The sequence below is a fragment of the Snodgrassella sp. B3837 genome, from assembly GCF_026535955.1.
Taxonomy (GTDB): Bacteria; Pseudomonadota; Gammaproteobacteria; order Burkholderiales; family Neisseriaceae; genus Snodgrassella; species Snodgrassella alvi_E.
The window spans coordinates 293,523-312,600 of record NZ_JAFNPI010000006.1 but is presented as its reverse complement, the minus strand read 5'-3'; the positions used below and the strand labels follow the sequence as shown (position 1 = coordinate 312,600).

21 protein-coding genes, 1 tRNA gene and 1 other RNA gene are annotated in these 19,078 nt (G+C 37.8%); 20 read left to right on the top strand and 3 right to left on the bottom strand.

Translation table 11 applies throughout. The annotated features are described in order from the left end of the window. The first annotated feature begins 7 nt into the window (after nt 1-7). A complete protein-coding gene (narI, locus tag J3U67_RS02460) occupies nt 8-697 on the top strand; it encodes a respiratory nitrate reductase subunit gamma (RefSeq protein ID WP_100140044.1) in 690 nt (229 codons plus the stop codon). Between the two features lie 243 nt (nt 698-940). Here narI and J3U67_RS02455 read toward each other — a convergent pair whose 3' ends face one another. After that, complete coding sequence (locus J3U67_RS02455; RefSeq protein ID WP_267390173.1) at nt 941-1,558, bottom strand: LexA family protein; 618 nt, start codon at nt 1,556-1,558, stop codon at nt 941-943. A 376-nt stretch (nt 1,559-1,934) separates the two neighbouring features. Here J3U67_RS02455 and J3U67_RS02450 point away from each other — a divergent pair, with 376 nt between their 5' ends. After that, on the top strand, nt 1,935-2,363 hold the full coding sequence (locus tag J3U67_RS02450; protein WP_267390174.1) for a hypothetical protein: 429 nt from the start codon (nt 1,935-1,937) through the stop codon (nt 2,361-2,363). Nucleotides 2,364-2,999: 636 nt separating this feature from the next. Here the strand turns inward: J3U67_RS02450 and J3U67_RS02445 are convergent. Further along, nucleotides 3,000-3,590 carry an XRE family transcriptional regulator gene (locus tag J3U67_RS02445; protein WP_267390176.1) on the bottom strand — a complete coding sequence of 197 codons (591 nt, stop codon included), beginning with the start codon at nt 3,588-3,590 and terminating at the stop codon, nt 3,000-3,002. A gap of 364 nt (nt 3,591-3,954) precedes the next feature. Between J3U67_RS02445 and J3U67_RS02440 the strand changes: the two genes are divergently transcribed. From J3U67_RS02440 to J3U67_RS02425, 4 genes are all read left to right on the top strand, one after another. After that, a complete protein-coding gene (locus tag J3U67_RS02440) occupies nt 3,955-4,854 on the top strand; it encodes a phage antirepressor N-terminal domain-containing protein (protein ID WP_267390177.1) in 900 nt (299 codons plus the stop codon). 248 nt (nt 4,855-5,102) lie between these two features. Then, on the top strand, nt 5,103-5,591 hold the full coding sequence (locus J3U67_RS02435; RefSeq protein WP_100140049.1) for a hypothetical protein: 489 nt from the start codon (nt 5,103-5,105) through the stop codon (nt 5,589-5,591). 3 nt (nt 5,592-5,594) lie between these two features. Continuing rightward, nucleotides 5,595-5,933, top strand: coding sequence for a hypothetical protein (locus J3U67_RS02430; protein WP_267390178.1), 339 nt, complete (start codon nt 5,595-5,597; stop codon nt 5,931-5,933). 53 nt (nt 5,934-5,986) lie between these two features. Continuing rightward, nucleotides 5,987-6,418, top strand: a complete 432-nt coding sequence (locus J3U67_RS02425) for a M15 family metallopeptidase (RefSeq protein WP_267390179.1) — start codon at nt 5,987-5,989, stop codon at nt 6,416-6,418. A gap of 644 nt (nt 6,419-7,062) precedes the next feature. Here the strand turns inward: J3U67_RS02425 and ssrA are convergent. Further along, nucleotides 7,063-7,423: a transfer-messenger RNA gene (gene ssrA / locus J3U67_RS02420) on the bottom strand. A gap of 214 nt (nt 7,424-7,637) precedes the next feature. Between ssrA and J3U67_RS02415 the strand changes: the two genes are divergently transcribed. From J3U67_RS02415 to J3U67_RS02350, 14 genes are all read left to right on the top strand, one after another. Then, nucleotides 7,638-8,135 (top strand): DUF1841 family protein, encoded by a 498-nt coding sequence (locus J3U67_RS02415; RefSeq protein WP_267390471.1) that lies wholly within the window; start codon nt 7,638-7,640, stop codon nt 8,133-8,135. Nucleotides 8,136-8,251: 116 nt separating this feature from the next. After that, nucleotides 8,252-8,701, top strand: coding sequence for a DUF441 domain-containing protein (locus J3U67_RS02410; RefSeq protein ID WP_100156895.1), 450 nt, complete (start codon nt 8,252-8,254; stop codon nt 8,699-8,701). Nucleotides 8,702-8,767: 66 nt separating this feature from the next. Further along, a tRNA-Ser gene (locus J3U67_RS02405) sits at nt 8,768-8,858 on the top strand. A 666-nt stretch (nt 8,859-9,524) separates the two neighbouring features. After that, nucleotides 9,525-10,118 carry a phage protein Gp37 gene (locus J3U67_RS02400; RefSeq protein WP_267390180.1) on the top strand — a complete coding sequence of 198 codons (594 nt, stop codon included), beginning with the start codon at nt 9,525-9,527 and terminating at the stop codon, nt 10,116-10,118. Between the two features lie 40 nt (nt 10,119-10,158). Continuing rightward, nucleotides 10,159-10,338 (top strand): DUF2635 domain-containing protein, encoded by a 180-nt coding sequence (locus tag J3U67_RS02395; protein ID WP_100156897.1) that lies wholly within the window; start codon nt 10,159-10,161, stop codon nt 10,336-10,338. Further along, a complete protein-coding gene (locus tag J3U67_RS02390) occupies nt 10,338-11,768 on the top strand; it encodes a phage tail sheath subtilisin-like domain-containing protein (protein WP_267390472.1) in 1,431 nt (476 codons plus the stop codon). The genes J3U67_RS02395 and J3U67_RS02390 overlap by 1 nt, the downstream gene beginning before the upstream one ends. Before the next feature lie 59 nt (nt 11,769-11,827). Then, a complete protein-coding gene (locus tag J3U67_RS02385) occupies nt 11,828-12,214 on the top strand; it encodes a phage tail protein (protein ID WP_100140057.1) in 387 nt (128 codons plus the stop codon). Beyond that, nucleotides 12,214-12,591, top strand: coding sequence for a hypothetical protein (locus J3U67_RS02380; RefSeq protein ID WP_100152456.1), 378 nt, complete (start codon nt 12,214-12,216; stop codon nt 12,589-12,591). The genes J3U67_RS02385 and J3U67_RS02380 overlap by 1 nt, the downstream gene beginning before the upstream one ends. A gap of 71 nt (nt 12,592-12,662) precedes the next feature. After that, nucleotides 12,663-12,809, top strand: a complete 147-nt coding sequence (locus J3U67_RS02375) for a hypothetical protein (RefSeq protein ID WP_180295877.1) — start codon at nt 12,663-12,665, stop codon at nt 12,807-12,809. A gap of 129 nt (nt 12,810-12,938) precedes the next feature. Continuing rightward, complete coding sequence (locus J3U67_RS02370) at nt 12,939-15,470, top strand: hypothetical protein (RefSeq protein ID WP_267403607.1); 2,532 nt, start codon at nt 12,939-12,941, stop codon at nt 15,468-15,470. Then, nucleotides 15,470-16,798, top strand: coding sequence for a DNA circularization protein (locus tag J3U67_RS02365; protein WP_267390186.1), 1,329 nt, complete (start codon nt 15,470-15,472; stop codon nt 16,796-16,798). Before J3U67_RS02370 ends, J3U67_RS02365 begins: the two co-directional genes overlap by 1 nt. Next, a complete protein-coding gene (locus J3U67_RS02360) occupies nt 16,788-17,927 on the top strand; it encodes a phage baseplate assembly protein (RefSeq protein WP_267390187.1) in 1,140 nt (379 codons plus the stop codon). The genes J3U67_RS02365 and J3U67_RS02360 overlap by 11 nt, the downstream gene beginning before the upstream one ends. A gap of 42 nt (nt 17,928-17,969) precedes the next feature. After that, nucleotides 17,970-18,650, top strand: coding sequence for a phage baseplate assembly protein V (locus J3U67_RS02355; protein WP_100156902.1), 681 nt, complete (start codon nt 17,970-17,972; stop codon nt 18,648-18,650). Nucleotides 18,651-18,727: 77 nt separating this feature from the next. Further along, nucleotides 18,728-19,078, top strand: a complete 351-nt coding sequence (locus tag J3U67_RS02350; RefSeq protein ID WP_267390188.1) for a phage GP46 family protein — start codon at nt 18,728-18,730, stop codon at nt 19,076-19,078.

The following is a 19,078-nucleotide window of genomic DNA, read 5'->3' as shown; positions in this document are numbered from 1 at the left end:
AGACAGCATGTATTATCTTAATCAATTCATATTCGGCATTTTTCCCTACATTGCCGCCAGTATCTTTTTTCTGGGCAGCCTGATTCGATTTGATACCAACCAGTATTCGTGGAAATCCGAATCCAGCCAGCTACTATATCCGCGCCTACTGCGCATGGGTAATATCCTATTTCACATTGGCGTACTGGGTTTGTTTTTTGGCCATTTGATCGGATTACTGACACCAGTTGCTGTTTGGGACACACTGGGCATCAGCCATGAAGCTAAGCAGCTTACAGCCATGATTGCCGGTGGCATCATGGGAACACTGGCTTTAATCGGTCTGATGATGCTGATTTATCGACGTTTCAGCAGTGCACGTTTACTCGCCAACAGTACATGGCGCGATAAATTGGTATTAATTTGGCTACTTATTACCCTGTGTCTTGGGCTAGGAACCATTCACGTTTCCGCGCACCATCTGGATGGGGAAGAAATGATTAGCCTGATGCAATGGGCGCAACATATTGTCACTTTCCGCAGCGGAGCAGCTGACATCATTGCTCATACTCATCCGATTTTCAAACTTCACCTATTTATGGGCATGAGCGTATTTGTTATCTTTCCATTCACTCGGCTAGTACATATCTGGAGTGGATTTGGCGCATTAGTGTACCTAAAACGCCAAGCCCAATTGGTCAGAAGCAGACGTTATTAAACAATTGCTTAGAACAATTTAAGGCAATACTGATATTCAGTATTGCCTTAAATTTATGACAGCCAAACCGTAGCAAAAATAAATCCACTTAAAAAATTGATTTACCACAGGCTTATCTAGCATAATGGGCTAGAAATCATCGCATTCTTAATGCGTAATCCACAAAAAATGTCTATTAGATCCAGTCAGCGTTGTCACTCTTCAGTTTCTCTCAACTTGCCTGTAAGATTCTTGTGTAACATCTTAAATATAAATTTTAAATTTTTCAGTCACAATGCCGCAAATATGGAACTGATTCGACATCTCGATAATCGGGTAGCGATTATTCAGCGGCTTCAGATAATGGCGATTACCCTCACTTACATATTGTTTAAACATCGCCTCATTACCACTTTCGCGCACTACCACAAAATTGCCATGTTGTACCGGCAGCTCTGGTTCTACTACAATTTTGTCGCCTGCCGTAAACTCTGGTTCCATACTGTCGCCCTTGATTTCCAATGCAAACGCCTGCGCACTGGGCTTGCGCAAAGCAGGTACCCAAATATTACTGGCAACCAGTAAGGTTTTTCTATCCAGCTGCTTAGATGCATCTATCCATGACAACAGTGGTACTTTAAAGCCATTAAACAAAACTTCATTATCTTCAAATGCACCGATTCCAAAATGTTCCGGCTTCACAACATCGGCAAAATAGGATACCAACTTATCAATATGAGCTTTATCAACCCGCCCAGTCTGTATCCAGCTCGTTACCGAGGGCGGTTTTATCGCAAAAGCGCGCGCCACATCAGCTTTTCGCACACCCTTTAGCTCAATCGCAGTTTTAATTGCATCACCTAATTGTTTACCAGTGTACATAACTATCCTTAGTGTTTACCTAATCTTATTTAGACTTATTATAATTAGGCAATGATTTGCATTCTATTAGATATTAGCTTAATATTATATTCGTATTAAAACGAAATAAAGTATTTTGTTAATTATTATCGATAATTAATAAGGTGTTAGAAAATAATCTTCACATAGTGATTTAGTATTCAGTCAAAGGATTGATTTCAAATTTTAGAAACTCTGAAATTTTAAAAATATGATTCAAAAGAAAATTTAAAAATAAACATTTATCTCATAATATGGCGAGCAACTTAAAAAAAGCAAATAACTGGTTTTCCTTAAACCATACATTAATTAAGTATCGCCTAATGGTTTTGGCACATCACTTACACAAGGTGAATCTATGACAGACTATAAATCAGAAATTGATCTTGCAGAAAAAGTACTGCGCGCGTATGAGTACTGCATGAAAGATAGCATCAAAAAGGGACATTGCCGAAGTATAGAATGGAAATATCAGCCAGAAGCACCTAATAAAAGCACTCAGCAAGCTTTTTATCCTACCTATCAGCCCGAAGTGTATGACATGGTAAAAAACACTATGGGCAACCTGTTTTACAAAGACCGCGAAGCCTTTGCCACTCTGTCTAGTAAATATTGCAAACTAAGCCCTTTATATAAACGCCAGAATCAAAACTCCGTTAAACGCAACCAGCGCCGACGCTACTCCAGCAAAGAATGGAATCAAGCAATAGAACAAAGCTTATGGCGCTTTTGGCAGGAAATGAAACTTCAGCCACAATTTGAAAAATATTTTCGCTATAATACTTGACATAATCACATCACAGCTTATAATAAATTATACATTACAGGTATGCTTCACCTTAAACAGCTGTTTGATAAAGTTCCCGCAAGGGAGCTTTTTTGCATCTGGTGATTACGAAACCGGTTAAATTATGGCAGCGCATAAGTAACAAAAATAAGAGATTTATCATCAGCACGGATTTTGCGTACAGAAATCCGTTTTTTTATACCTTTATAGGCAGTGAAGATGTGGTCAACCAGACCATAACTAATAATATTTAACAAAGCAGACATGAGCTTATATTAACAACAGTATCTGAGTTGTTAAGCATATAAAATCATACACCATAAATGAACTTATTCAGGCAAAAACTACCAAAAAATATCTTTAATTGAAACAGGAAGAATAAAAATGGTCAGGAAAATTCGTAATTGGTCAGATTTCAGATAAAATGGCTTGGAATCTGACTATGTTAAATTAATCTCATCAGTTAAATAACAAACGTAAAAATCATCTCATTATTCTCTTAAAATGATTGATATGTATATTACAAAACTCAACTACTGTATTTACGATACCAGCCGAATACTTGATAGCGTATTCGGCTGTACACAAACAAAAAAACTGAATATTGCGAGTAGCAAAAGCTGAATCTGGGAACATTTATATAAAACCGGCTTTGTATACAATTTGTCCAATAATTTCTATCTGATTTAATCCAACAGTTTCATCTGGGTATTCATGATTATTATAACTTTTCATTCTTACCCGCTCATTAGGTAAGTTTTGCAGTATCCTGATTCTGAGCAGACTACCCTGATTAAATGCATAAATCTTACCGTCTACAGGTATTTTTTTTGAAACATCCACAACGAGCTTGTCACCATCATTTAACAAAGTATGCATCGAATCACCACTCATGGTGATACTAACCAGATTGTCTACCTGCAAATTATTTAGCTTGATATCCTCTCGGTACAGATTAAGTTGAGAAGTTTCTGAATGGGTATTTTGAGATGGCAGAGGAGGAATCGGAATAAAAGCATCATCATTAAACAGGCCTTCCGATATGCTTTCACTGGGCTGAAAATTAAGGATTTGCATAATCCGGTTAACCGTTTCTAATCTGGGCGCAACTTTACCCAGTTCGTAACGGGAAATTAGAGAAGGCGTAATGCCAGTTTTAAAGGCAAGCTCTTTTTGAGAAAGCCCAGCAGCCAATCTGGCAGCTTTAAGTTGAATGGCAAATTTCATGGTAAAAACATAAGATATTAATAAATAAAAATTTAATCGAAAAATGACAAAGAATGGTTAAAAATAGCCATTAAATGCTTGTAATTATCTTTTATAGATTTTAATATAGCCATAAATGGCTATATTTAATAACCGTAAGAGGTATATTACCTGAATTTATATTGAGTCAAAACTGTCATTAAGTTTAACCCAAAGTAGTTTTAAGTTATTTAAACTTAAATTAACAATAAACTAATACAAGGTGAAAATAAAAAAAATTAAATATATTTAATTAGTATAGCAACTTAAAAGGAAATACCTCAAAGGCTGCCACCTTTGAGGTATTAAGTAAACAAAATCCCAAGTTCAAATTAAGGAGTTTTGAATGAATAATAGTATCACATTTGTTTCTTTTAATGGGAGTAGTCTGGCTACAGTCAAAATCAAGAATACAGTTTACGTGTGCATGAAATCTGTAGTCAGCGGAATCGGTCTGGACTGGTCTACCCAGCATCGAAAACTCAGAGGCTGTTATCAAAAGTATGGTTGTGGATTTTTATCCATTCCAATTAAAAATGGCACCAAAAAAATATTAGCAATTCCATTAAAAAAGCTAAGTAACTGGTTGCAGAGCATCAATCCCAAAAAAGTGAAAGATAGCCTTAAAGACACCGTAGTAATTTATCAGAGCGAGTGTGCAGAAGCTATACAGGCTTACTGGCGTAAACCACGTACGTTAAAAAAGCCGTGCTGTCCACAACCAGTAGACAAAAATAAATCCGGCTTACAACGTGACCAGATTGCTGTGATAAAAGCACTGCATCGGCAACTTGTATTATCCGTTGCCAAAGAAAAACAGGCAGAACTGGCCATGACATTATGGCAGGCAGTACAAACCCGCTATGGTGTCAGCTACGAGCATGTACCCGCATCCAAATTTAGTGAAGTGCTGTGTCTACTCAGCCGCGTAGCTGTTAAAAAAGTTAGTCTCGGTAATGCACAACCAGATAACAGTGGTTTTACAGACATCATGGTACCACCTGCTCAACTAGATAATCTATATGAATCATTTGTATGCTCACAGAATATGCGACTTATGTTTGAGCATTTACTGCCAGCATTGCATATTTTTGGCAGCAAATACGAAAATCAGGTCCATAAATATGCTTATGAAATAGAGCATGTCTTTAATAACTGCTATAAGGCTTTTCTACCCTTATTTGACAAAATGCCCGAATCAGAAATTAAAGAATCTGCGCGCAAGCATCTGGCTAAGCTGATGTAATCTTCCCAAGAGTTTGGTACTAAACGAAACTTACACACTGCTTTGCACAGAATATGATGGTAAACAGTTTTCATTTGATGAAACTGGTAGAAAATCTTGAATTAATGACTAAATTACAGAAGGAGAAATATTGAAAAAACAAAACAAATATTTATACAATAAATTAAATATGAAAATTTTATTATTAATGGGTACAAAAACCGGCATTTGCCGGTTTTTTTGTTTTCTGAGGATTTGATGGTTGATTTATGAAAAATGTGGAAATGGTATTACAGTTACTTTATTCACTGCTGGATTTAAGATTTTTGCCGGATAAATTACAAAAATGGTTGTTTCATACAGGTACACGCGTTATTACCGTAACCAGCGCACTGATTATGATCGGTTTTGCCGGCATATTTCTGCTGGGCGGTAGCGAGGTTTTTAATCTCAAACTGTATAAAGGCTTTTTGTTATTACATCCGTTGACTCTTTCGGTACTGTTGATTGGTATGGCCGTATTGCAATTGCTTGTAACCATATTTAAATCTAATCGTTGCAACGTGCTTTGTGGTTATTTACTGATTTTATCCGCACTGATATGGGCAGTCATATCGGCTACGTTTTGGGCTTCGTATCCACCACTGACCACCGGAATGACAACTTATCCGGTATTAGCTGTTGTGTGTGCGCTAGCCGGACGTAATCAGATCAACTACACAAAACGGGTTGAAGATTTGAAACACAAGGGACGATAAAGTATGGAGTTGATAAAAAATGCTTTTTCCGTCTGTATTTTATTTGCGCTGATAGGCGGGCTGGCTGGTTCTTTATTGGTCACAGATTATAAACGCTACGGTTGGTTTATGACCATACTGTTTGTATTACTGGGAATGATATTTGCAGCAGCAGTGACCGATTACTTTTTTCCGCCAAACCGCCCCTGGCTTTTTGCTGGTGTAGGAGTATTTGCAGGTATGTCTACAACATCCTTTCTTGATGCCTTCAAAGCTGCCGCGCCAGGACTGGCAAAGCGCATTATTGATATTGTAAGTAGAAAAGCAGAACAATTTGTTGGTCACGATGATACAACAAAATAATAATTATAAATGAGTATCAGCAGCCGAAAGGCTGCTTTTTTTGGATATTAAAAATGTATAAATTAAGTAATCGCTCATTGCAGCGACTATATGGGGTAGATAACGGTTTAGTTAAAGTGGTAAAAAGGGCAATAGAACTGACCACTCAAGATTTTATGGTAACAGAAGGCCTACGCACACGAGAACAATGTTGCATTAATTATGGTAAAGGCCGCACTGAGCAGCAATGTACACTAAAAGGTGTGCCAGCAAAATATGCACAGCCAGCCGTAAGTAAAGTTACCTGGTTAAATAATCCGTTTGCCAGTAAACATGTTACTGGTAAGGCAATTGATCTGGTACCGTATCCAGTAGACTGGAACGATTTGCATAAATTCCACACCATTGCTTTGGCAATGAAGCAAGCAGCAGCAGAACTAAATGTAAAAATTGTCTGGGGTGGGGATTGGAAAACTAGCAAAGACTATCCTCATTTTGAGGTATAACTCCACTGAATAGCACTAATGGAATTGTTGTGTTGTTGTCATTATTTATTGGTAATCAATACATTTATTAAATTTGTCACAAAATGGATAGTCTATATAATTTCATCATTATACTGCGATCAGACTAAAATTTGACTCTGAGATAATACAAAAGAATATAGCAATCATTCATGGTTGAGAAATATAATCAATTCTATTAGTCAGATGATTCTAAGAAGCTAAATATCTGCCTCCAAAATTTATTACTCGAATGATAATCGGAAAAATTTACTTAATTTATATAAGAATGGCTTGATATTTATCTCATCAACATTTAAAAACGAATGATAAAATCTGTTTGAGTAAATTGTTTCAGAATTAAGTCTGGCTGGATGAAAATATAATAATCTAATGAAGAAAATTTAAATATATATATTTATTTCAATTGGTTAAAAATATTTTATTGACTTATACATAATAAATGCTATAATAAATTCAAATTACAGGTATGCTTGACCTTAAACAGCTGAATAGATAAGTTCCCTAAATGGGAGCTTTTTTGCGTTCTAGGGAAACAAATTTAAATACAGTTTAATAAAATCAGATTGAAAATCAGGTGATATGGAAATGAATTAAATAGTTTTAAAAGAGAAATACTGTAGAGTTGGTGGAGGCGGGGGGAATCGAACCCCCGTCCGAAAGTCCTCTACAGAGCGATCTACATACTTAGTCTTGCCAACTTCGAATCTTATTCACAAACCGCCGACAGACAGGCTGTTTGTAAACCAGTTGCCATAAATCTTGTTTAATGCCAGACAACACGACATTAAACCAGCCAATGTAAATGTCGTTGCGGTGAGTTGCCTCACACGGCCCATTGGCGAACCGTTGCAACGTTTAGCCTTAAGCGGCTAAAGCGTAAGTTTCGTCGTTTGCGACTATATAAATTCAGGGTTTAACGGGAATCTGAGACCCCGGTATGCACGCATCTGCTTTGCAACCCCCGTCGAAACCAAGGTCGCCCCCAGATTGTTTGTCAATTATACGTTTATTTGAGATATATGCAAACTTATTCTGAATTGCTATATGCTAACTAAGTTGGCTGCTGGATTAAAATATTAAATTATCTTTATTAATTTGCATATATACAATTAGTGCAGAATGTAAGTCTGTTGATGCAATATCGTTGCCAAACGTATTGATTTATAATCTACAGGTTCAATTTGAAATCTTGGTTAATATGTACGATGTCAATACTGATGATGTACGTCATTTTTTTTCAGATGTCTGGCAGAAGCGTCAGCAGCCGCATCTGTTAGATGCTTTACAGCAGAAAGCGTTACGGATTATTGACGCACATAGCGAATATGCGCCTTATTTAGAAAATGTCGAACAATACCTTAACCGTACATGGCGGCCGGAAGAAGGGGAGACTAACCCTTTTTTGCATCTGTCATTACATTTGTCAGTACAGGAGCAGGTTGCGATTAATCAGCCATTTGGTATTGCTGCCATTCATCAGCAGTTATGTAAAAAATATGCAGGTGACTGGGTCAAAGCCGAGCACGATATGATAGAAGCATTGGCGGAAACCCTCTGGCTGGCACAGCGTTATGGGCAAGGGCTGGATGTGAATGCTTATATGACGCGTCTGCGTAGATTGGTTGGGCTCGGACAGGAAGACAACCCGCGTCTGAATCCGCATGAAATCGAAACAGCTGCCGTAAAAAAAGATTGAATTTGCTCTAGTATAAATTATAGTTTATTGTTTAACCATTTGTACCGATTTACTTTATCAGATTAAATGTGGTACATAATATTTTGGAATCTGTAAGCTTTAATTAAGGGATGGATATGTCTTTTTGGGCAAGTAATGCAAATGCTTTGTTGCTACTGTTGTTTGTGGCGTTGGGTATTTTCGGACATAATCCTTCAGTAACGATTTCTGCATTGATTATCCTACTGGTGCAGCAGACACCGTTATTGAAATATGCACCGCTATTAGAAAAATATGGGCTGCAGCTTGGAATTATGCTGCTGATGATCGGTGTATTGGCACCGCTGATTACAGGTAAGGTGCAGCCTGCGCAGATTGCGGCCTTGGCCAGTAGCTGGAAAACCATTGCTGCTGTAGTAGTAGGCATTGTCGTTGCGTGGCTGGGTGGCCGTGGGGTACAACTAATGCAAATGAATCCCACCATTGTGACAGGTTTGATGATTGGTACGATTATTGGAGTGGCTTTCTTACGTGGAGTGCCGGTGGGACCTTTGATTGCTGCTGGATTACTGTCGTTAATTCTATAGGTCTATTGCCTGAAGTTCTTGCCAGAATGAGGTCCGCTCGTTATAATGCGCCCACTTCCATTTCTTGGAGAGGTGGATGAGTGGTTGAAGTCGCACGCCTGGAAAGCGTGTATACGTGAATAGCGTATCGAGGGTTCGAATCCCTTCCTCTCCGCCAGTTTCTATATAAAAGCTGCTTATGCGGCTTTTTTTTATATATGTTTAATATGATATTGTTATATTATTTAAATGTATTTATTTCGTATAGCTTTTTGTACTGAATTTGTTTTTATTTCCAAGTTAAATCAATGAATCTCACTAAATTGAGTGATAAGTCTATACTAATAAATGCACTAATGGAAAATACAAGATAAAGAAAATAAAAATAGTGTTATAGAAACTAATCAAGATTAGTGCGAGTGAGTGACATAGTTCAAAAAATATTTGAATTTAAATTGCTATATAAAATTACTACTGTAGCCGATATTGACTAAATTATTAATGGGTCACTGTGGTTATTTGTATTAAAAAATTGAATAAACACGCAAATTTTGTTGAACCAAACGTATATTAAAATTTTATTCATTGAGTAATGCTTCATAAATATGATTAAGCATTTTGTGTTGTTTTAATCATATCTTTGACTGACTGCAGGATAATTACGTGAAGTTATATCTCTTTCGAGAAGATATTGATGAATTATGTATATGAAGTGTGAAATACAAGAATTGTTTTTTGTACTAAAAGAAACATGATATTTAATATTTAATTCGATAGTTAAGTGAATGTAATACATAATATTTATGATAAATATATATAAAAAGAAAGGAGAAATGTATTTATTGTGCTTAATCAAATCCAAAATGCAATTATTGAGCGATTACATCAGGGGTTGGGATCATTAGTCACAGATATAGAAGTTTTTTTTGGTGGGCTTGAAAATAGAGATGCGTTCACCAACAAAGAAAAAAAACCAGCTGTGTTATTAACTCTTAATCAAGCACATATAAAAATAAAGAGTTCTGAACGCCAACGTTTCGAATTAATAGCTAATTTTTATGTAGTTTGTGTAAATAATGAGATTAATGATTCAGAATCTTTGCAGAATACCAATATCAATGACTTAATTTATGCCGTATTACGTCTGCTGAGTGGACAGAGATTAAATGAACACTTAAATAGTTTAGGTTTGCAGCCCAAATCGGTTCGTCCGGTTTTTTTTAATCCTCCTGATGCCAATAGTAAAGATTTGAATATTTATGCCATTGAATTTGAGGCAGGTTTTGATATCTATGGGCTGGAAAGTGATCAATATCCCGAATATACCAACGATGTAAGTAATCCTGACTATTTATTTAGTAAATTTAATGGTAGTCATTCCGAACCACATGCTCCATTTACTTCACTGACGGTGAATATAGAAGAAATAGAAAATTAAGTTTGGCAGGATTAAGTTCTAACTATTCATGAGAAAGAAGATGAAGGTTAAAGCAGCAGATGGTTTGCGCGTACCAAAAGAAAAACGCGTTAATTCTTATATAACAACTCAATTGGTTAACGTACCGGACACTCTCTACTACCGTCGTTTGGTGGCTGATGGCGATCTGATAATGATAACTGAAAATTTCGAAGAAAATAAAACAGGAGTGAATGAATGATAGAAAATATCCAGTTTGATACTGTGCGAAATGATATTCGTGTACCAGGACGGTATATTGAATTCAATACCCGGACAGCAGTAAGAGGATTGCCCGCTAATCCGCAGAAGATGCTGCTGATTGCACCTATGCTACCAACAGGCAGACAGCCGGCATTAGCACCCGTACAATTATTTAGTGACGCCGATGCTGCTAATCTCTTTGGTGAGGGGTCATGGGCTCATTATTGTGTCAAACAGGCATTTACTAATAATCCTTATTTGGATTTAACTATTATTGGTGTAAATGATGCTGAACAAAGTATTGCTGCTAAAGCCAGCATAGCCATTACGATTGCAGATCCAGGTGCTAACTCAGGTATCCTTACGATTAATATCGGCGGCACGGAATGTCAGCTGACAGTCAATAATGGTGATACTAACGCAGAAGTTTATAACCAGCTGGCAAATATAATTAACCAAGTAAACACATTAGCTACAGCAGAGGTTGTAAGCGATAAAATTCAGTTAACCGCTAAAAATAAAGGTTTGATTGGTAACGAAATTACTTTGTCGGCTTCATTTAATACAGACACATCCAGCGCCAGCAGTGTAGTGCTGGATATCAAACCATTTGAAGGTGGACAGCTTAATCCCGATATCAGTGCTGCTCTGCAGAGAGTAGCCGGTAAGCATTATCAGATTATTTGTAATGCATTTACTGATAGTCTGAATGCTAAAAAATTATCGGATCATATAGATCTGGTATCAAATGCAATTGAAAAGCGCGGCTGTATAGGTGTAATGGGCTGGCGAGGTACCCTAAGTACGGGAACAACTTTTGCTAATAACATCAACAGTGGACGTATTACTATAGCATGGTATAAAAATGCTGTAGAAGGTAATGCCATTATTGCTGCAGGCTATGCGGCTGTAATTGCCAGTGAAACTGATCCCGCCCGCCCATTAAATACTCTTGAAATAAAAGGTCTAAGTATTACGTCTGATGCCAGCTGGCCTTTATTTGCTGAGTTTAATAGTGCTTTATACAATGGTCTTTCACCGTTGCATATTGTATCTAACCGCGTACAGATTATGCGAGCAGTCTCAACATATGTAAAAAATGCAACTGGTACTGATGATCCGGCATTGTTGGATATTACTACTATCCGTACTCTTGATTATGTTCGAGATGCGATTAATCAACGCATAGCTTTACGTTTTCCACGAGAAAAACTGTCTGAACGTACACCTTTAAAAGTCCGTTCCGAAATTCTGGATGTTTTAAATCAATGTGAAAGCGCAGAAATTCTGGAACAGGTAATGGAAAATAAAGAAAAATTGATTGTACAGCGTAATCCCAGCGACCCAAATCGTTTGGATGCAGTGATACCGGCTGATGTAGTTAATGGATTGCATGTATTGGCTGCACGCGTGGATCTGTATTTATAAATTAATTATTAAAGGTGTTAATTTTTTATTAACACCTTATTAAATATAAAGGAAATTATATGGCAAATAAAACAGGTGCTAAATATGCAGGTGCGGTAATTATGGAAGTAAACGGACGAGAAGTGGAAATTATCAGCTTTAAGCCGGAAGTAACTACCGGACGCAAGGTGGTAAAAACCATGAATAAATCCGGTAAGGTTCGTGGTTATGCGGATGGTGTGACTGAATATACCATGAGTGTTAGTGCGGCTATTCCTTTGGATGAAAGTGGCATTGATTGGGACAATATTACTAACGCCAAAATTACTATTTATCCGCGTAATGCTGATGAAGCTCGCATTAGTTATATTGGCTGTACCAGTACAAAATGCTCGGAAGAATACAGTGTAGAAAATGAAGCACGTCGTGATATTGAAATGTTTGCATTGGATAAAGTGATTGAATAATGTTAAAAGAGACTGGAAAACTGGTTTATGGTCTGGAATACAATCAGCAGATGTATTTTGATTATACTGTTAAGCCATTGACTTTGGCCGATGAACTTAAGGCACTGGAATTATTGGAGGATACTGGTTTAATCACTGATGTTCCAGATGCAGAAAAAGCGATTATTACTACTCTGGCTTATTGGGCGCAACAGTTGCAAGTGCCAGGTATAGAACCAGAAAATCTAAGTGTTGAATTTCTTTTTAATAATCTGGCATCTGAAGATTATCAGTCAATTTTAACAAGTATGGAATCACTTCGGTCAAAATCGATTGCCGCTGGCCGGTCAGACCCAGCGGCATCCGAAAAAGCCGAGAGCAACGAAGCTTTGAAGTAGCGCATAAAAATTATAGACAGGCATGTATATTACTGGCCAAATCATTGATTACTCCTGAAATGGTAAGCAGGATGTGTCATTCAGAAGTATCAGTGTGGATTGAGACGGTGCTGGAAAGTATGGGCATCAAAAATGATGATGATAATGTAATTATTTCTTTACGTCAGAGAAAACCAAAACCTTTTCAGCCGGTTAAAGAAAGTTTGGCCGCTAATTAGCCTGATTAAATACATAATCCCTGTCTTGTGGCAGGGATTATGCATTGATGCTGCTGAAGTCTATTCATTTCTTTCAATTCATTTAATCATTTGGAATTAATATAACTATAATTAAGAGAGAGTATTGATATGTCTTCCAATCAGGATTCGTTGGCAAAACAGCAGGCTTCTATCGTGAAAATGACAGAAGAAGTTAAAAAGCTTGAACAGCAGATAAAACGAACGGCAGCAGTTGCTATTCGGGAAAGTGAAAAGGCGGGTAAATCACAAATTCGCATTATTCAGCAAATTCAGAGAGAACAGCAACGAACAGCTGAAGTACGTTTACGCAAGGAGTTGCGTGCTGAGCAGCAGATTCAGCGTGAAATCATCAAAAGTGGGAATGCTTATAAAAATTTTGCGGCCACAGCCAGTGCTGCGCAAAAACAGATTCAGAATGCTAGTAAGGCATCACGCAATAGTATTCGCGAATTAAATAAAGAGTTAGAAAAAAGCTCTAAAATTCAGAAAAATTCGGGGGTTTCAAAAAATTCCGGATGGAATACAGCTAAGTCGGCAGGTAGCGCTATTATTAAAGGTGGCAAAGCCGTATATGATGCTGTTAGTCCATCAATTGATGATGAAAAAAAATTACGTTCGGGTGTGTTACAAACTGCTGCTAAAGCTTATGTATCCGATAAAAGTAAATCAACTGAATGGATTAAAACTGAGGGTGTAAAAGAAATTCAGTCTTTGGTGAAAGGACTGGTTGCCTCAAATGGTGGGACTTCACAAGCTGCTCTAGATTTGATCAATGATATGTTGCAACAAAACATGACTCTTGATCAAGTTAAAGCCACTATTCCTTATGCCCATCGTAGTATGATAAATTCATCCACTGAAGTGGGTAAATATGATCATGAAAATACGGCTAAACTGTTTAAATCTTTTGCAGATTATGGTTTAAAAAATCAAGATTATCATCAGGTTTCTGATCATATTATTGATTCAACTAAGCAGGGTAAGTTTTCGATAGCTGAGCTTAGTAGTGAGCTACCAGAATTACTATCATCTGGAAAAAAAGCTGGGTTAACAGATATTCGCAGTATTGATTATTTGATATCTAGTTTACAAGCTACTTCTACCCATTCTGATTCGAATGAGGATGCTGCTAAGAGTGTTAAGGCTTTGCTTGGGGCTCTGGCTGATCCTAGTCTTACAGAAAAACTGAGTCGTGTTAAAGATCCTAATTCACCAAACAGACATTTAGACTGGAATAAAATAAGAGAAGAGGGTGGCAAGCAAGGCCTAAATGATGTTCAATCTTTGCTTAAGGTTTGTACTGAAATCTTAGCTAAAGATAAAAATTATCAGAATTTAAAGCAAAAAGCCGACTCTGGAGATTTGTATTCCAGTCAGCTGATGCAGGCCAGACAAGATAAGCTTCTATCATTTATACCAGAAGAGGCGAAAGATGCTGTTCATGCTAATTTAAGTAACCAGAATCTGTTACAACCGCAAACAAAATTATTTACGCAATCTGGTGAAAGTTCTTCAGATAGACATGCAGCTGTTTTAGCTGCTAATCCAGAATTTCAGCAAGAAAAAAATCATGCGCTGACAACATTGGGTAGAAGTGAGGCTGTAGAACCACTTGTTGGCTTTCAAACTAAATTAACTGAACTGTCAGCGGAGTTTCCGGTACTGACTTTAGCGGTAACTGCTTTAGCTGCAGCAGCAGGCAGTGCTGCTACTGCATTGCAAACGTTGGGTTCACTATCCGGATCTGGACAGAAAAATGATATCGAGATTGATGGTGGTGACGATTTTGATAAAAAAAGAAATAAAAACAGTAAAAACAAAGGTAGTAAAACGCCATCATCTTCTAAGACAACTTTGAAATCCAGAAAATTTCCGGCAAAAATGGCTGGTAAAGTGATGGGTCGGGGTAATTTAGCTTTATCTGCTATTGGTGGTGTAGCTAATGGAATTGCAATTGCAAATGATGACAGTTTAACTGCTGAACAGAAAAAGACCGCTCAAATAAAAAATGCATCCTCAACAACGGGAAGTATGGCTGGTGCATGGGCAGGTGGAGAGATTGGTGCGGCAATCGGCACATTTATATTTCCAGGTGTGGGTACTGTTCTAGGTGGGCTAGTTGGTGGTTTGATTGGTGGCATCGGCGGCAGTATGTTGGGCGATAAAATAGGCGATAAGGTTACCCAAACCAACGAAAATGAAAATATTCATACAGCAGCAAATACATTCAGTGGACAGAGGGTGTCTTCGGATTGGCATGATGCTTATGGCGTCAATCCTGCTTTGTCTAGCCAATTAAAATTGACTAGTGATAGGGAGCAGATGCTGAATGGCAATTATATGATGACATCCACAGCGATGATGATGTCGTATAAAAATATACCTGCCAATATGCATGCTGATGAAAATCAGTTGCCTGCTGGGCAATCTGTGTTGGTACAGCAGAATGAGCAATTTCAAAATGCGTTCCAGTCTATTGTACTGGAGCTGGGTATACGTTTAGACAAAATAGCTACCATACTTTCGAGTCAGCAACAGGTTATACAGAATAATGTAACTTTGACGCTGGATGGGAGAGTAATCAGTAATATAGTTTCACGTAATCAAGTGGAAATGTATAACCGAGGGGGAGCACAATAATGACCATGTGGAAAAATAATCTGCAAAAAGCCAGTTATAAAAATATTGCTTTTGATGTCATTTCTATTAATGATAAAAATGAAAAATCGCTGGTAAGACATGGCCGACCTTTCGCCAATGGCTCTGATATTGAAGACCTGGGTGCACAGGGGCGGCAATGTCAGATTGCAGCTGTTTACTTTGGTTCAAGTTTTGATTCGCAGTTGATGAAGCTTCTTACCGTGCTTGAAGAACCTGGTGCTGGTACGCTGGTTCATCCGGTTTTGGGTTTGTTGCCCAATATGATTGCTGCCAGCTGGTCTTTTCGTACTGAGGCTGAAGCAGTTAATTATGTTGCACTGGATATAACGTTTTTTGAAGCCAAAGAGTCAGCACCGTTGTTTTTATTTGAAAATCAATGGTTGGTCAAATTAGAACAGATTCAGAATTCTCTTGATCAGTTTACGCAGCAGTTATTGGCATATAGCAACGTATTGTTAACGGTACGTGAGGGGGGGGCCTCTATTTGGGGGAGTAGTAATGGTGTGTTTGCTGCTTTATGTGGGGTAGCTGGGAGTGTGAGACGTTTTTTTGATCTTGATCCTTTGCTATATCAGACTTCTAAAAATTATTCTTCAATTACTTTTAGTCAGGATGTCAGGGGACTAATTGATACTATGGCCAGTATGGTGTGTTCTGGTTTGAATAACGAAAGTAATTTTGGCACAGGTAGTTTAAGCAGCAGACAGGCTTTTGATTTGATAGGTAATCGTGTAGATATTTTGAACCAATTGCCAGAAAATATTCTTCATAATCAGAATGTGCAGGAATCTCAGGAGGCAGCTATTAATCATGTACAAAGAATTGCGGAAATTCAGATGAAACCGGTTGCTCAGATTTTACAATTTCTGAGTACTGTGTATTTGGTTCAGATTACAGTTAATATCATTGAAATAAATAGTGATCATGTTACAGCTAATGAGCTGCAACTTATTAATAATAATTTACGGCTACGTATACAAGGTTTAATTAATAGTTTACGTGGAACTTATGATTATGCTGAAAATATAAAAAGTATTAATGCTGCTGCTTTTTATACGCAGACGACAATTTTAATACAGATGCTGGCCAATATAGCTGCTCTGTTTAATGATTATATTTTGTCTGTCATTAATCAAAAGCCACCTATGCGTACACGTAAAGCCGAAATAAGTGGAACGATTCATCAATTGGCTTATTTACTTTACCAAGATTTAAACCGGGCTAGTGAGTTGATCCGTCTCAATCCTCATTTGTGCCACCCTTCTTTCATTAAGCGTAATGACTGGATTAATTATTATGTTAAATGAAAGTGATTTGGCACCTTATCCTTATGGTAATGAAGTGGTGGTGCGGGTTGGCGGTAAAGAACATAAAGATTGGCTTAGTTATGATATTGACAGTGATTTTTTGATACCGGCAGATGCGTTCAGTTTTGTAACTAATGTGTCACAAAATCAGGCTTTATTAGCGGATTATAGTTCTTTGCAATGTGAGGTGTTGATTAATCAGCAGCTGGTAATGACCGGTATTATTGGCCATCAGAATGAAGCAATAGATAAAAATAATCACAGTATCGCTTTTAATGGCCGCGACCTAGCCGGATTACTGGTTGATTGCAGTGTGGCACAAATTAATGTCAAAGGAATGAATGTCTTAAGTGCTGCACAAAAAATTGTCAAACCATGGCCGCAGATTAAAAATGTGGTTTTAAAAGCAGAAAAGAATCCGGTATTGGACAAGATTGACATAGAGCCGGGGGAAACGGCTTGGCAGGCGCTGAGCAAAATTGCCTATAAAGCTGGGTTGCATGTCTGGCTTGAACCCGATGGTACGCTGGTAGTTGGAGGGGCCGATTATGCTAGCCAGCCTGTAGCTTCATTGTTTCATAGTAAAAATGACAATCGGCGTAATATTCAAAGTATTGAAATTGAGTACAGTACGGAAAATCGCTATTCGGAAGTAACGTTTCTTGGACAAAGCCATACACGCTATGCCAACTCATCTAAGCATGATCTGAAATGGGTATATAAAGATGAAACCATGACGTTATATAAACCTAAAACGGTTGTCATTGGTGATGCTGAAAATCTGGAACAGCTCAAAGTTCAGGCTAAGAAAATGCTTTCTGACTGGCGCCTTGAAGGTTTTACCTTAACTGTTACTGTTGCTGATCATAAAACCCAAAATGGTGTTTTATGGAAACCCGGGCAAAGGGTGCATGTTATCGATGAAGATCAACAGATAGATGCGATTTTTTTTATCATGGGACGGCGGTTTTTTCTTAGCCGCAGCGGAGGAACGATGACAGAACTTCGCTTAAAAGAAGATGGAATTTGGACTCCGGATGCTTATGTGAAAAAGTCTGCTGCTGCACGTTCGCGCAAAGGTAAACGTAAAGGGGTGACTAACCGGCAAGTTAATCAATTGACACGTTAGTAATGCGTTGAAATAAATTTATAACAATAATGGGTGTATTAAATGAGTTATGTTGCAAAATTAGTTAATAAAACCCGGACAACCATTTCTAATACAACTAGTTCTGTGCGGCAGGCTTTTCGAGGCAGGTTGACACGTGTCAATGCTACTGAGCCGATTCAATCTGCACAAATTTCTGCTCTAGCTGATGAGTTGTTACAGGATGTGGAGCATATGCAGCAATTCGGTTTTACCAGTAATCCGCCGGTTGGTTCTGAAGCTATTATTTTACCGCTAAGCGGACAAACCACCCATGGCATTATTATTGGAACTGAGCATGGGGCATATCGTATAAAAGCTTTGGCTTCTGGTGAGGTGGCTGTTTATAACCAGTCTGGCGCATCTATTACATTAAAAAATGGCAGATTGATAGAAATTGACTGTGAGACTTTGAATATTAAGGCTCCAGCTGGTGTGAAAATTGAAGCAGCTGCCGGGATTAGTATTGATGCTCAGGCTGGTGTGGATATTACTGCTTGTAATGTTAGTTGTTCTCAGGAAATTACTGCTGCGGGTCAGATTAATGGAAATGGCGGATTGGAAATTAAAGGGGGGCAGGGTGCAACCTTTTCTGGCAATGTTGTTCAAACTGAAGGCAGCTTTACTACGGTAGGTGATGTTAAAGCCGATGGTATCAGTCTGACTGAACATGATCATACTGTAAGTGTAGGCAAACCTGTCTGAAATCTACTAAAGCTGTTCAGCTTTATTTTAATGCTGTAACACAAGTAAATTATAAAAATATATAAATGGAATGATTTATGGACAGAGAAATTAATACCCGAAATGGTGATTACAGCGGACAAACAATCAATAATCTGCAAAACGCTGTTTATCTGCGTCTGATGACGCCGCTGGGCAGCTATTGGGGAGATAAAAAATTGGGTTCGTTGCTTTATACATTGGAGCGTGAGAAAGATGTGCAATCTGTTAGCTTACTTGCTCAACAGTATGCACAGCAAGCATTACAGCCCATTATTGATGATGGACGTTCAACAGATATTTCTGTGACAACTTTGCAGACACATAATGGCCAGCTTCATTTGAATATACAGGTAACGGAGATGACAGGAGAAAAATTTATATTTGAATGTCCGGTTAAAGTAATCTGA